This window comes from Pseudarthrobacter oxydans (assembly GCF_030812335.1).
In the GTDB taxonomy this organism is placed as follows: domain Bacteria; phylum Actinomycetota; class Actinomycetes; order Actinomycetales; family Micrococcaceae; genus Arthrobacter; species Arthrobacter oxydans_B.
Genome location: NZ_JAUSSN010000011.1, coordinates 172,911 through 185,617, shown reverse-complemented (window position 1 = coordinate 185,617; position 12,707 = coordinate 172,911). Strand labels below are relative to the sequence as shown.

Here is a 12,707-nt window from a genome sequence, read left to right as displayed (position 1 = left end):
GTCACCCCCCCGGCGGGCCCCCCCTCCCGGGGGGGGGGGTCTAAAAACTTGTCCCCCCCCCTTTCGGGGGGGGGGGCGGGTCTCCCCTCCACGGGGGGGCCCCCCCCCCGCCGTCGTCGTTCATCGAGTGCTCCGCAACCGCCCTTTAGACAGCCCATAACGGCAGTTACGGAGCAGCGGACGGGGTTACGGGGCGGCGACGCCGAACGTGTCGCACTGGTTGATGTCGCCGGTCTTGTACCCCTGGTAGAACCACTTCTGGCGCTGCGCGCTGGATCCGTGGGTCCAGGCCTCGGGGGACACCCGGCCGGTCGCAGCCTCCTGGATCCGGTCATCACCGACGGCCGAGGCGGCGGACAGGGCATCCTGCAGATCCTGTTCCGTCAGCGGATCCAGGAAGGGCAGCCCCGTCTGGGGGTCCTCCTGGGTCGTGGCGTAGCGGACCCACAGGCCGGCGTAGCAGTCGGCCTGCAGCTCCACGCGGACGGCACCGGATTCCGGTCCCTGCGGGTCCTGCTGGGCCCGGTCCAGGTTGCCGAGCACGTTCTGGACGTGGTGGCCGAATTCGTGGGCCACCACATACTCCTGCGCCAGCGGCCCGCCGGAGGACCCGAAGCGGTCCACGAGATCCTGGAAGAATCCCGGGTCGAAGTACGCGGTGGAATCCGCCGGGCAGTAGAACGGCCCCACGTCCGAGGTCGCGGCGCCGCAGCCTGTATTGGTGCCGCCTTCGAAGATCACCGTGCCGGGCTGCGGGTATTCCCGGTCGTACTGGGCAAGGTAGGCGGGCCAGAAAGCGTTCAGGCTGTTGACCGTGCCGGTGATGCGGCAGTCGAGCCGGGCGTCGGCGTCGGCGCCGGTGGCACAGGCCGGGGCGGTGCCCTGGTTCTGCGTCCCGGGATCCTGCGTGCTGCCGGCCAGGCCTTCCAGCAGGCCCGGATTGATCCCGAGCAGGGAGGCGATCAGCAGGATGATGCCGCCGCCGAGGCCGATCCCGACTTTTCCGCCGCGGCCCATGCCGCGCCGGTCCTGGACCTGCGAGGGGTCCAGCTGGACATTGTCATTGAAACTCATGCTGTCACAATATCGCGTCCCTGCTTTCGGGCCGCCCCGGCCCGGTAAAGTTGGTCTGATGCCTTTTCTCGACAGACTCCAGCGCTGGGCCGATGACCGCCCCGACGGGACCGCCGTCGTCGTGGCCGGCCAGCGCCTGAGCTGGGAAGAGCTGCGGGACGCGGCCGCCGGCCTGGTGCCGGGCAGCCCCGCCGTGACCGTGCTGTCCGAGGAGAACTCGCTGCACTTCGCCGCGGCCTTCGCGGCCGCCGTCGCGGGGGAGCGGCAATGCGCCGTGCTGGACCCGACGTGGCCGCAGCCGCTCCAGGACAGCATCAGGGAGCGGCTCCGCGGGTCCGTCGTTCCCGCGCCGGTCGCCGCGTCCGTGCCGGATGCCACGTCCGCGCCGGAGCCTGCTGACAGTCTGGAACTGGTCGACGGGGCGCCCGGGACCCCGTTCCTGATCGGCCTGACCTCCGGCACCACGTCTGTCCCCAAAGCCTTCAGCCGCTCGCGCCGGTCCTGGCAGCTGTCCTTCGACGCGTCGGTGGAGTTCTTTGGCCTGGCCGCGGACGACCGGACCCTGGCGCCCGGGCCCCTCGCCGCCAGCCTGAACCTCTACGCGCTGGCCGAATGCCTCTACGCCGGCTCGGAGTTCCACACCCTGGCCCGGTTCGACGTCGGCGACGCGCACGCCGCCGTCAGCCACGACGGCATCACCCGGCTGGTCCTGGTCCCCACGATGCTGCGGATCCTCAGCGAACGGGGACTGAGCGGCGGCGTCGACGCCTCGGGCATCCGCAGCATCATCTGCGCCGGCTCAAAACTGGACGCCCGGACCCTGGAAGCCGCCCGCCGCTGGGCGCCCAACGCGACCATCTTCGAGTACTACGGCGCTTCGGAGCTCAGCTTCGTGTCCGGCGCCGGGCTCGCCCCCGGGCAGCAGCCCGAACAGCGCGGCACCGGGATCGGCAAGCCGTTTCCCGGCGTTGAGATCCGCATCCTCGACGACGGCGGAGCCCCGCTGCCGGACGGCGCCGACGGCAACATCTGCGTCCGCAGCGGCATGGTCAGCGACGGCTACCTCTGGGGCGACGACGGCCAGGCCCTGCAGAGCTTCGACGGCTGGCACACCGTGGGGGACCAGGGCTACCTCGACGGCGGGACCCTGCACATGCTGGGCCGCCGCTCGGACATGATCATCACCGCCGGCACCAACGTCTACCCGCATGAGGTCGAGCTCGCCCTGGCCTCGGTGCCCGGTGTGGCCGCCGCCGTGGCCGCGGGCCTCGCGGACGATCTGCGCGGCCAGAAGGTCGTCGCCGGCATCGTTCCCTCGCACGGCGGGTTGACCGCGACCCAGCTGAAGGCGGGCGTCGAGGACGTGCTGGCCCGCAGCAAGCGGCCGCTGGAGTACTTCGCCCTGGCCGAACTTCCCGTGACGGACCGCGGCAAGATCAGCCGGGAGCTGCTGCTCGACTGGATTGCCCGCGGCGATCCCCGGATCCGGCGCCTTGGCTGAGACCCATCCGCGGAGTCTTCCCGACGACCGGCAGCCGATAATCATCGCCGCCCGGCGCACCCCGATCTGCCGCGCCCACGGCGCCCTGAAGACCCTGCACGCGCACGAGCTGCTGGCACCCGTACTCCGCCGCCTGCTCAGCGACACCGGCGTGGCCCCGGCGTCGGTGGCGGATGTCGTGATCGGCAACGCCGTCGGCGGCGGCGGGAACGTCGCCCGGCTCGCGGCCCTCGAGGCAGGCCTGCCGGTCAGCGTCCCCGGCCTCACTGTGGACCGGCAGTGCGGGTCCGGGCTCGACGCGATTGCCCTGGCCTCCCGTCTCGTGGCCGGCGGCGGCGGCGTGTACCTGGCCGGCGGCGTGGAGAGCATCAGCACGGCGCCGCTCCGGGCCCGCCGGGACGCCGGCGGGGCCCCGGAATTCTTCGCGCGGGCACAGTTCGCGCCGCTGGGCCTGGGCGATCCGGACATGGGTGTGGCCGCCGAAAATGTAGCCGCACGCTTCGGGGTCAGCCGGGAGCGGCAGGACGCGCTGGCGCTGCGCAGCCACCGGCGCGCCCTCGCGTCCGCCGCGGCGGGCCTCTTCGACGCCGAGATCGTCCCGCTGCCCGGTGTGTCCGGACCGGACGGCCCCCGCACGGTCGGTGCCGACGACGGGCCGCGGCGCGGGTTGACGGCAGCGGTGCTGGCCCGGTTCCCTCCGGTGTTCACCGCCGGCGGGACCGTCACCGCCGGGAATTCCTGCTTCGACGCGGACGGTGCCGCCGCCGTCGTGATCACCTCGGTGAAACGCGCCCGCGGACTGGGCGCCGCCGACGGCCTCCTGGTGCGCGGTACGGACACGGCGGGCGTGGACCCGCAGCTGCTGGGCATCGGGGCGGCCCGCGCGGCCGAACGCCTGCTCGAAGACAGCGGCGTCGCGGCCGCGGAGCTAGGCCTGGTCGAGTTCAACGAGGCGTTCGCCTCCCAGACCATTGCGTGCCTGGACGAGCTGGGCATCACCACGGAACGCGCCAACGCCGACGGCGGCGCGCTGGCCCTGGGGCACGCCTACGGGGCGTCCGGCGCGGTGCTCGTCACGAGGCTGCTGGCCCAGGCGCGCCGCAGCCCGGCCGAGGGGCAGCTTGCGCTGGCGCTGATCAGCATCGCCGGAGGCATGGGGACCGCCGCGCTGCTGGAGTACCGCACGCTCACCTAGCCGCTCTCGCTCCTGGCCCGTCCGGGGGACATGCCCAGTTTTGGGCCCGGCCAATGGACATAGTGGGTTTATGTCCACTGGCCGCGCGTAGGGGAGCGCATGTTCAGCGGGACCGCGGCCTTGGAACCCTGATCCGCGCTACGCGACCGGGGGACATGCCCAGTCCTGGGCGCGGCCACTGAACATAGTGGGCTTATGTCCACTCGCCGCGGTCGGGGGAGCGCATGTCCGGTGGGGCCGCGGGGTCAGGGGAGGGCATGTCCCGTGGCGGGGGCGGCGGGTGGTGCATGCTCCTCCGTGTCGGCCTCACCCAGGCCTCGGGCGGCGAGGGCGTCGCCGGTCTGCCGGGCGAAGGCGACGGTGGTGATGAAGACCGGGAGGATCAGGGCCCGGGGGTTGCGCTCCAGCCCGCGGGCACGGGCGGAATCGCGCACGTCACTGTAGGCGCCGGCGATGAACGGGATGCTGCGCAGCATGATGGCGATGGTCAGTGCGAAGCGCTCCGGATCCGCGCCGAAGCGCTGGAACGGCTTCGCCAGGGAAGCCACACCGTCGAGCAGACGCTGCACCGGGGTGGTGGCCGTGAGGATGGACGCCGCCACAATACAGACCAGCACATTGAGCACAATCCGCGTCGCGGTCGGGCCGCCGAGCTGCCACCACTGGAACAGCCCGATCGCCGCCAGGACCGGCAGCACGGGCCGGACCGCCCGGTACAGCCGCGCCGCGCCCGCCCCGCTGAGCAGGAACAGGGCGCACATCACGGCCAGGGCGGCGGCGGCCACGGCCCAGTCCACAATCAGGAACGACGCCATGCCGCAGCCGACGACCAGCAGGAACTTCAGCCACAGCGGCGCCCGGTGCAGCAGGGAGTTGCCGGGCACATAGTTGGCCAGCAGGAACCCGTGGCCGCTCACGGCTGCCCCGGATGCTGCCGCGCCAGGTCCGGATTCTCCCTGGGCGGACTCTCCGGCCCCGGCCGCCCCGGCCGTGCCGCGTCCGCCGCCCCGGAAGCCGGGAGCCCCGCCGCGCACAGCGCCCGGTAATGCGCGACGGCGCCGGCCGGGCCGCCGTCGAACACCACCGCGCCGGCGTCGACCACCAGGACCCGGTCGAGGTCCAGCGCGAGCTCAAGGTCGTGGGTGGAAAGGATGACTTGCTGGCTCAGGCCGGCCAGGGTCCGGCGCAGCAGCTCCCGGTTGCGCAGGTCCAGCAGGGTGGACGGCTCGTCCAGGACCAACACCTCCGGGTCCACGGCGAGGACCGCGGCGAGGGCCAGGAGCTGGCGTTCCCCGCCGGAGAGCTCGTAGATGCTCTGGTCGGCCAGCGGCAGCAGCCCGAAGCGGTCCAGGGTTGCCTCCGCCTGGCGGCTGCGTTCGCGGGCGTTCCGGACCGAGCGGCGGAGGGACAGTTCCACGTCCTCCCGCCCGGTCGGCATGACCAGCTGGGACAGCGGGTCGGTGAAGACGAAGCCGACGCGCCGGCGCACTTCCCGGACCGCGCGGACCGTGTCCCATTTGTCCACCGTCACGGTCCCGCTGCTGGGCAGCACGAGCCCGTTGAGGAGGCGCAGCAGGGTGGACTTGCCGGAGCCGTTGGCGCCGATGATGCCGATCCGCTGCTCGGTGAGCCGCAGGGTCAGCTCCGCCAGCAGGGTCTTCGGCGCGGGGCGGCCGTCAACAGCCACCCGCACCGCAACCCGGTCCAGCGCGATGATGCTCACGGCCGGTGATCCACCGTGGCCTGGGCAGCGGGCGTGCCGGCCGGGGCGCCGGCCCCGGTCCGGACGCGGCGGATCAGAAGATCCGGAAACGCCTTGTGCAGGGCCAGGGCAATGGTCACGGCCAGTACGTTCTTGATCACATCTCCCGGGTAAAACACCAAGTCCGCGAGGAACGCCTTTGAGAAGTCGAGCTTCGCGTTGACCATCATGCCGAGGATGCCGAGGCCGTGGACGAAGATGATGCTGCTCACCATCGCGGCCGCGAAAAGCAGGACCGCGCGCAGCCTGCCGGGACGGCCTGCCGTGCGGCGCAGCACGAGGACGGTCAGCCAGCCCGCCGCCGTCGCGGCGAAGACGAAGCCGATGATGTAGCCGGCCGAGGGACCGGCCAGGACCCCGAGCCCGCTGCGTCCGCCGCTGAAGATCGGCAGCCCGGCGAGACCGAGGAGAACGTAGAGCCCGACGGCGGCGAACGCCCGGCCGGGGCCCAGGGCCAGGCCGGTGAGCATCACGGCGAGCGTCTGCACGGTGATGGGAACGCCCATCCCGGCCACCGGAATGGCGGCAATCAGGGCGGAGCCGGCCACGAGCGCGGCGAAGACCGCAATCAGTCCGAGGTCGGTGGCGTTCCAGCGGTTCCGCTGCCGGGAGGAGGTGGCGGCTGCGCTGCCGGCGGTCTGCGTCATGGGGAGTTCCTATCGCGAGTGAATCGGTTCTGCTGCTGATTCTGACTTTACGAGCATGCCGGGACGGGTTTTTTGTAGGGGCTCCACTAACCGGGGGCCCGGGAGCTGGAGGGCCGCACCAACGGCCCGGGCGGCGCCGGGCAGCGCACGGCCGGCACCGCCGTCGTCCGGGGTTTCCGGCAGCCGGCGGGGACTTGTCAACGGGCGGAGGCTGGGCCGGTAGACTTAGAGAGGCCGTTCTCTCGGCCAAACTGCCCCGGCCCCCTTCAGATACCACCGTTGTGCCGCGGCGTTCCCTGTTGTGAAAGGCCTTAGCTGCATTGATTACCGTCCAGGATCTCGAACTGCGCGCCGGCGCCCGCCTCCTTATGGACCAGGTGAGCTTCCGGATCGATAAGGGAGACAAGATCGGCCTTGTGGGCCGTAACGGTGCAGGCAAGACCACGCTGACCCGGGTGCTCGCGGGCGAAGGCCTGCCCGCCGGCGGAAAGGTCACCCGCAGCGGTGAGATCGGCTACCTGCCGCAGGACCCCCGGACCCCGGACATGGAGCAGCTGGCCCGCGACCGGATCCTGTCCGCCCGCGGCCTGGACATCGCCGTCGGCAAACTCCGGCAGTCCCACGAGGACATGGCCAGCGACGACGCCGAGGTCCAGCGCAAGGCGATGAACCGGTACGACCGGCTCGAATCCGAGTTCCTGGCTGCCGGCGGCTACGCTGCCGAGGCCGAGGCCGCAGCGATCTGCTCCAACCTCGCCCTCCCGGACCGGCTGCTGAACCAGCCGCTCAAGACCCTTTCCGGCGGCCAGCGCCGCCGTGTGGAGCTCGCCCGCATCCTGTATTCGGACGCCGAAACCATGCTCCTGGATGAGCCCACAAACCACCTCGACGCCGACTCCATCACCTGGCTGCGCGAGTTCCTGAGGAACCACCAGGGCGGCCTGATCGTGATCAGCCACGACACGGAGCTGCTCGAGGCCACCGTGAACAAGGTGTTCCTGCTCGATCCCAACCGTGCGCAGATCGACTTCTACAACATGGACTGGAAGCGCTACCTCCAGCAACGCGAAACCGACGAGCGTGCCCGTAAGAGGGAGCGCGCCAACGCGGAGAAGAAGGCCCAGGTCCTCTTCGACCAGGCCAACAAGATGCGCGCCAAGGCCACCAAGGCCGTCGCCGCGCAGAACATGGCCAAGCGTGCCGAACGCCTCCTGGGCGGCCTTGAAGCCGTTCGCGCGACCGACCGCGTGGCGGCCCTGCGCTTCCCGGATCCGTCGCCCTGCGGCAAGACCCCGCTCACCGCGGACGGCCTTAGCAAGTCCTTTGGCTCGCTGGAGATCTTCACCGACGTTGACCTCGCGATCGACCGCGGCTCCAAGGTGGTCATCCTCGGCCTCAACGGCGCCGGCAAGACCACCCTGCTGCGGATGCTCGCCGGCGTCGACAAGCCGGACACCGGCCAGGTCGTGGCGGGCCACGGCCTGAAGGTGGGCTACTACGCCCAGGAGCACGAGACGCTGGACGTGGACCGGACCGTGCTGCAGAACATGCGCTCCTCCGCCCCGGACATGAATGACGCGGAAGTCCGCAACATCCTGGGCTCGTTCCTGTTCTCCGGCGACGACGTCGACAAGCCCGCCGGTGTGCTGTCCGGCGGCGAGAAAACCCGCCTGGCCCTGGCCACCATCGTCGCGTCCAGTGCGAATGTGCTGCTGCTAGATGAGCCCACCAACAACCTCGACCCCGCCAGCCGCGCCGAAATCCTCGGCGCCCTGAGCAACTACACCGGCGCCGTGGTGCTGGTGAGCCACGATGAAGGTGCCGTTGAGGCGCTGAATCCGGAGCGCGTGGTGCTGCTGCCGGACGGCATCGAGGACCACTGGAACGAAGACTACCTGGACCTCATTACGCTGGCGTAGGCGGCTCCGGGAGCCTTAGCCGTGTTACACCGATCCGCGGTTGGTCCTGACTGATTGTCGGGGCTGCCGCGGTTTTGGTTGCGGGCATGGCATGGCGCGGCGCGGCTAGCCGGCACCGGCACTGCGCTCGGTGCGCCCCGTCGTCCACAGCCGGGCTGAGTGCACCAGGCACAGGGCCACCGTTCCGGACAGGATGATCCAGACCATCGCCGATGCCCCGTGCAGCCACGCGGCATCGAGCGTCGTGCCGAACGCCGAGAGCCCTAGGCTCATGGTGCCGATGGGGAAGGTAAAGCTCCACCAGCCCAGGCCGAAGGACATTCCCCGCCGCAGCGCCCGGACGGTAATCCACAGCGCCACCCCAGCAGCGGCCGTTCCCAGTGACAGGGCCAGGGTGCTATAGGCGACGGTCAGCATCAGCATAATTCCTTGAGCGGTTGAGGAGAGAGCGACCTCGGCCGGCGCCAGGAAGAAGTTGGCGGCCGCCGTGGACTGGCCCGCGATTCCCACGGGGACCCAAAAGGACGGCGAAGCCGGTAGCGGCACCGGGCCACCGCGGACTAGATGGCCGTAGGCGAGGATGAGCATCACGACACTTAGGGACAGTGTCAGCATGAACAGGCATCCGCTGGCCAGCAGCAGCGTGTACGCCCCCTCCGGCGGCAACGCGTCCGCCAGGACTGCCCCGCCGGCCGCCGCCACCATGGGCGGGACCACCGGAAGGACCCATACCGGCGTCGGCACCCCCCGCTCAGCGGGCCCGGCGGCGATCAGCCGCACCGGGAACGCCACGGCGGACACCACGCCGATAAGTGTGCCGGCCGACCACAGCACCCAAGCCAGCACCCTCGCCGTCGCAGGCAGATGAGCCTCCGCCACGGCCAGGGTCGCCCCGCCTGTGGCGAGCAGGCCCATGGCCACGGCCCCGTAGAACGGCAGGATGCCCAGGTCCTCGATGCTCGCCCGGAACCGGGCGGGGTGCCGCACGGCATGGCTGGCAAACGCCGCTGCCACGGCGGCGAGCACGCTCCACGTGAGGACGAGCAGACCCAGGGCCGCCGCGTGCAGCTCGGGGATGAAGAGGGCGAGCCGCTCCGTGCACGTAGCAAGGATGCCGGTTCCCATCACCGCGGCAAACCACTGCGGCCCCACGTGACTGGCGGGCAGCCACGGCCAGCGGCGCCCGGGCAGACCGACGGGGCGCCCGGTGGCGCGGTCGTCCACAGGGTCGGATGTTGTCAGCTTCAGGGAAACCACCTCTTCGCCCCTCAGTATGAGGCAAAAGTTCTGTCGAGCCGGCAGCCAGCAGCGCGTTCAGGCCCCGGATTCCGGAGCAGCCGTGGCCGGAGCACTGCCTGTTTCAGCGCTGGAACCTCGATGCTCGTGGGATCGATACCCACGAACACGAAGGCCTCCGCTCCGGGGCTTCCGGGCAGCGACGCCCAATTTTCCCTGCAAAGACGGGCATTTCGTGTCTGAAACGCCGAACAGGATCTCACTGCCACCGGTGGATCAACGCATCGTCAGCGGACGGGCATCTCTCTGGCGGCGGTGATCCTGCGCAGCTCGTCGTAGCTGATCGAGAACATCGAGTGGTGGTCGCCGGCTCCGGCCCAGAGGACCTCATGGACCCGCAGGGACTCGTCCAGCAGCGTCTTGATTTTCTCCGGATGCCCGACCGGGGCCACGCCGCCCACTTCCTGGCCGGTGTGTTCCAGCACGAACTCGGGGGAGGCCCGGCGGATTCTTCCGGCGCCCAGCTGCGCGGCAACCTTCCGGACATCGACCCGGGCGGCGCCGCTGGCCAGGATCAGCAGCGGCGCGCCCTCAAGGTCGAACACGAGGCTGTTGGTGATTGCCGCGACTTTGCAGCCCAGCGCCGCAGCGGCGGCGGCCGCCGTCGGGACGGTCGAATCGAACACCGTGACGGTGTCCTCGGCGCCGAGGACGATCAGCGCGTACTTCACCCGGGCCACCGGCTCCGGGACCACGGCGGCCACTCCTCAGAACCCCTGGGCGTCCAGGATGGCGTCTTCCTCTTCCTCCGCGGTCGCGTTTTTCCGCTTGCGGGGGGCAGGACGACGGCGGGCCACCGGGCCGCTGGAGTGCATAAAGACGGCGTCGGAGTCTCCGTCTCCGGCCTGGGCTGCGGCGTCCTCGGCGTCGATGGCGGCGTTTCGGGCCTGCTGCCGGGCCGCGTAGCCGAAGCCGATAAACATCAGCACGCCGAAGGCGAACCACTGCAGCGAGTAGGACAGGTGGGTGCCCTCTTCGGTGGAGGGCTTGGGGAACGGGAAGGGCATGTCCGCTGCTGCCGGGCTCTCCGAGGCCAGCTGCCCGTACGCGCCCGTCAGCAGGGGGTAGCCCAGTTCCGCGGAGTACCCGGCGAGATCGATCGAGGCCAGCTGCCCGTCCGGGGCGCCGCGCTGGAGCTCGGGCTCGGCGGGTTTGAGCCGGGCGACGACGGTTACGGTCCCCTGCGGGGGCGCGGGCACCGCGTCGGGGCTGCCCGGGTTATTGTTGCCGATCGGCAGCCAGCCGCGGTCAATTACGACGGTCTCGCCGGTGAGCAGCTTGAAGGGGACGACGACTTCGTAGCCGGGCTGGCCGTTAAGCGGGCGGTTGCGGACGATGCGCTGCCCGGCGACGTCGTAAGTGCCCTTCAGCTCCACCTGGGTCCACTCGCGTTCCGCCTCCAGTGAGCTGAACTGGTCCTTGATCTGGGCGAACGGCACGGGGGTGGCGGAGTAGTTCGAGGTGACCCGGTTGATCTCGGCGAGTGTCTCGGCGCGGCGGTCCATCTGCCAGCGGCCCAGACCGACGCATGCCGCGGCAAATATCGCTGCCAGCAACAGATACCCCAGCCACTTGCTGGAGAAAAGAAAACGGTACATTCAGCTTGCCCTGCCTGCCGGGTTCAATGCCACGGTGTCCTTCCAGAGCCCGCGGGTCTGCAGATAGTCCTCGAGCCAGGCCCGGTGCTCTCCGCAGGCCAGCCAGATCTTGCGCCGATCGGGGGTGTGGATCTTCGGGTTGTTCCAGAGCAGCTGCCATTCGGCGCCGTTCCGGCACGCTTTGCGGGAGCAGACGGCTTCCGCCGGTCCGGCGGCCCCGCCGTTCCCGGTGAGGTCAAAAAGGTTCATGACGCGGCCCGTCCGCGGCCGCCGATATCGTCGGCGTGTCCGCCGGGGACGTCGGGGCCTCCGGGGACCGCCGGACCGCCGAGGCCGCCCGTCGGGGAGTCCTCGTCATCGACGAGTTCGCCCTGCAGCAGCGTCATCGACGGGTCGTCCGGCACCGCGCCGTCCTGGTCTGCCGGCCCGGCGGCCGGCGCATCGAGCTGGGCCAGCGGCGCGGAGTCCAGCAGCGAGTCGGCGTGGACTTCCGCCGTGTCGCTTCCGTTGGCGATGATGACGGCAATCCAGGGCAGGAACACGGCCCCGATGACCGGGAGGATCTTCAACCAGCCGTCCACGACAAAAATCAGGATCAGGCAGACCATGCGGATACCCATCGCCACGGCGTACTTGATCATCCGCTGGCGCATCTCTTCAGAGTGCGCCGCGGCGGCGTCCGTGATGCTGTGAACCTCGGAATCACCGGACGGTACGTCCGGGCTCCCGGGCACACGTGCACCGGGTCGGTTTTTGAGTGTCAAGGCTGTCAGATCACGCTCCCAAGGCTTACTGCAATTCTCTCACCAACGGGAGAGCCGCCCAAACGCGGGCGGCACCGGGCGCTAAGATCGGAGGCAGGAAAATCCCGCCCCCAGCGCGGCACCGCCCCGCCGCAGAATTCCGGAGCCCCACCATGTCTGAAACAGCAACCACCGGCCGCAGTGTCCTGATCACCGGCGGAAACCGCGGAATCGGCCTCGCCATCGCCGAAGCCTTCCTCGCCAACGGCGACAAGGTGGCCGTCACCTACCGCAGCGAGTCGTCGCTCCCGGCAGGTATCCTCGGCGTCAAGGCCGATGTCACGGACGAGGCGTCCGTGGATGCCGCGTTCACCGAAGTGGAAGCAGCCCATGGCCCGGTCGAGGTGCTGGTGGCCAACGCCGGCATCACCAAGGACACCCTGCTGATGCGCATGAGCGAGGATGATTTCACCTCGGTCATCGACACGAACCTCACCGGCGCCTTCCGCGTGATCAAGCGCGCCTCCATGGGCATGATCCGGGCACGCAAGGGCCGCGTGGTCCTCATCTCCTCCGTCTCGGGCCTCTACGGCGCGCCCGGCCAGATCAACTACTCGGCGTCCAAGGCCGGCCTCGTCGGCATCGCCCGCTCGCTGACCCGCGAGTTGGGTGCCCGCGGCATCACCGCGAACGTCGTGGCCCCGGGTTTCATCAACACGGACATGACGGCGGAACTGGCCGAAGCAACCGCGAAGGACTACCTCTCCAAGGTTCCCGCCGGCCGCTTCGCGGAGGCCTCCGAGGTCGCCAACGTGGTCCGCTGGATCGCCAGCGACGAGGCCGCCTACATCTCCGGCGCCGTCATCCCGGTCGACGGCGGCCTGGGCATGGGCCACTAGGACTTTCAGCCCTTAGCGCGGGCGCTGCCGCGGTGTGTAATGGGGCTACAGCCCCTGACCACACCTCGGCAGG

General features: G+C 70.3%; 13 protein-coding genes. 4 read left to right on the top strand and 9 right to left on the bottom strand.

What is annotated here, in order from left to right; translation table 11 throughout:
* Positions 1 to 186: 186 nt before the first annotated feature.
* The gene (gene ypfJ / locus J2W14_RS17885; protein ID WP_307464995.1) at positions 187 to 1,074 is read right to left on the bottom strand and encodes a KPN_02809 family neutral zinc metallopeptidase; all 888 of its coding nucleotides are present in this window, start codon (positions 1,072 to 1,074) and stop codon (positions 187 to 189) included.
* A 58-nt stretch (positions 1,075 to 1,132) separates the two neighbouring features.
* Between ypfJ and J2W14_RS17880 the strand changes: the two genes are divergently transcribed.
* Complete coding sequence (locus tag J2W14_RS17880; RefSeq protein WP_307464993.1) at positions 1,133 to 2,575, top strand: AMP-binding protein; 1,443 nt, start codon at positions 1,133 to 1,135, stop codon at positions 2,573 to 2,575.
* A complete protein-coding gene (locus J2W14_RS17875) occupies positions 2,568 to 3,770 on the top strand; it encodes a thiolase family protein (protein ID WP_307464990.1) in 1,203 nt (400 codons plus the stop codon). The genes J2W14_RS17880 and J2W14_RS17875 overlap by 8 nt, the downstream gene beginning before the upstream one ends.
* A 245-nt stretch (positions 3,771 to 4,015) precedes the next feature.
* Here the strand turns inward: J2W14_RS17875 and J2W14_RS17870 are convergent, their stop codons facing one another.
* From J2W14_RS17870 to J2W14_RS17860, 3 genes are read right to left on the bottom strand one after another with little or no spacing between them, the layout of a single operon-like run.
* A complete protein-coding gene (locus tag J2W14_RS17870; protein ID WP_307464988.1) occupies positions 4,016 to 4,687 on the bottom strand; it encodes an energy-coupling factor transporter transmembrane component T family protein in 672 nt (223 codons plus the stop codon).
* The gene (locus tag J2W14_RS17865; RefSeq protein WP_307464986.1) at positions 4,684 to 5,493 is read right to left on the bottom strand and encodes an energy-coupling factor ABC transporter ATP-binding protein; all 810 of its coding nucleotides are present in this window, start codon (positions 5,491 to 5,493) and stop codon (positions 4,684 to 4,686) included. The genes J2W14_RS17870 and J2W14_RS17865 overlap by 4 nt, the downstream gene beginning before the upstream one ends.
* Positions 5,490 to 6,179: a biotin transporter BioY gene (locus tag J2W14_RS17860; RefSeq protein ID WP_307464984.1), complete on the bottom strand. Its 690-nt coding sequence runs from the start codon at positions 6,177 to 6,179 to the stop codon at positions 5,490 to 5,492. The genes J2W14_RS17865 and J2W14_RS17860 overlap by 4 nt, the downstream gene beginning before the upstream one ends.
* 320 nt (positions 6,180 to 6,499) lie before the next feature.
* Between J2W14_RS17860 and J2W14_RS17855 the strand changes: the two genes are divergently transcribed.
* Entirely contained in the window at positions 6,500 to 8,098 is a 1,599-nt protein-coding gene (locus tag J2W14_RS17855) for an ABC-F family ATP-binding cassette domain-containing protein (RefSeq protein ID WP_307464982.1), read from the top strand.
* A 105-nt stretch (positions 8,099 to 8,203) separates the two neighbouring features.
* Here the strand turns inward: J2W14_RS17855 and J2W14_RS17850 are convergent, their stop codons facing one another.
* From J2W14_RS17850 to J2W14_RS17830, 5 genes are all read right to left on the bottom strand, one after another.
* Positions 8,204 to 9,355: a C4-dicarboxylate ABC transporter gene (locus J2W14_RS17850; protein ID WP_307464980.1), complete on the bottom strand. Its 1,152-nt coding sequence runs from the start codon at positions 9,353 to 9,355 to the stop codon at positions 8,204 to 8,206.
* A 266-nt stretch (positions 9,356 to 9,621) separates the two neighbouring features.
* Entirely contained in the window at positions 9,622 to 10,089 is a 468-nt protein-coding gene (locus J2W14_RS17845; RefSeq protein WP_307464978.1) for a YbaK/EbsC family protein, read from the bottom strand.
* A gap of 12 nt (positions 10,090 to 10,101) precedes the next feature.
* A complete protein-coding gene (locus tag J2W14_RS17840) occupies positions 10,102 to 10,992 on the bottom strand; it encodes an SURF1 family cytochrome oxidase biogenesis protein (RefSeq protein WP_307464975.1) in 891 nt (296 codons plus the stop codon).
* The gene (locus J2W14_RS17835; protein ID WP_307464973.1) at positions 10,993 to 11,241 is read right to left on the bottom strand and encodes a hypothetical protein; all 249 of its coding nucleotides are present in this window, start codon (positions 11,239 to 11,241) and stop codon (positions 10,993 to 10,995) included.
* Complete coding sequence (locus tag J2W14_RS17830; RefSeq protein WP_307464970.1) at positions 11,238 to 11,756, bottom strand: DUF3099 domain-containing protein; 519 nt, start codon at positions 11,754 to 11,756, stop codon at positions 11,238 to 11,240. Before J2W14_RS17830 ends, J2W14_RS17835 begins: the two co-directional genes overlap by 4 nt.
* A 152-nt stretch (positions 11,757 to 11,908) precedes the next feature.
* Here J2W14_RS17830 and fabG point away from each other — a divergent pair, with 152 nt between their 5' ends.
* Positions 11,909 to 12,634 carry a 3-oxoacyl-ACP reductase FabG gene (gene fabG / locus J2W14_RS17825; RefSeq protein ID WP_307464968.1) on the top strand — a complete coding sequence of 242 codons (726 nt, stop codon included), beginning with the start codon at positions 11,909 to 11,911 and terminating at the stop codon, positions 12,632 to 12,634.
* Positions 12,635 to 12,707: the final 73 nt, after the last annotated feature.

Excerpts from the sequence above, each read along its gene's own strand:
- J2W14_RS17835 (WP_307464973.1), bottom strand. The coding sequence starts at position 11,241 with ATGAACCTTTTTGACCTCACCGGGAACGGCGGGGCCGCCGGACCGGCG.
- J2W14_RS17880 (WP_307464993.1), top strand. The coding sequence starts at position 1,133 with ATGCCTTTTCTCGACAGACTCCAGCGCTGGGCCGATGACCGCCCCGAC.
- J2W14_RS17860 (WP_307464984.1), bottom strand. The coding sequence starts at position 6,179 with ATGACGCAGACCGCCGGCAGCGCAGCCGCCACCTCCTCCCGGCAGCGG.
- J2W14_RS17840 (WP_307464975.1), bottom strand. The coding sequence starts at position 10,992 with ATGTACCGTTTTCTTTTCTCCAGCAAGTGGCTGGGGTATCTGTTGCTG.
- ypfJ (WP_307464995.1), bottom strand. The coding sequence starts at position 1,074 with ATGAGTTTCAATGACAATGTCCAGCTGGACCCCTCGCAGGTCCAGGAC.
- fabG (WP_307464968.1), top strand. The coding sequence starts at position 11,909 with ATGTCTGAAACAGCAACCACCGGCCGCAGTGTCCTGATCACCGGCGGA.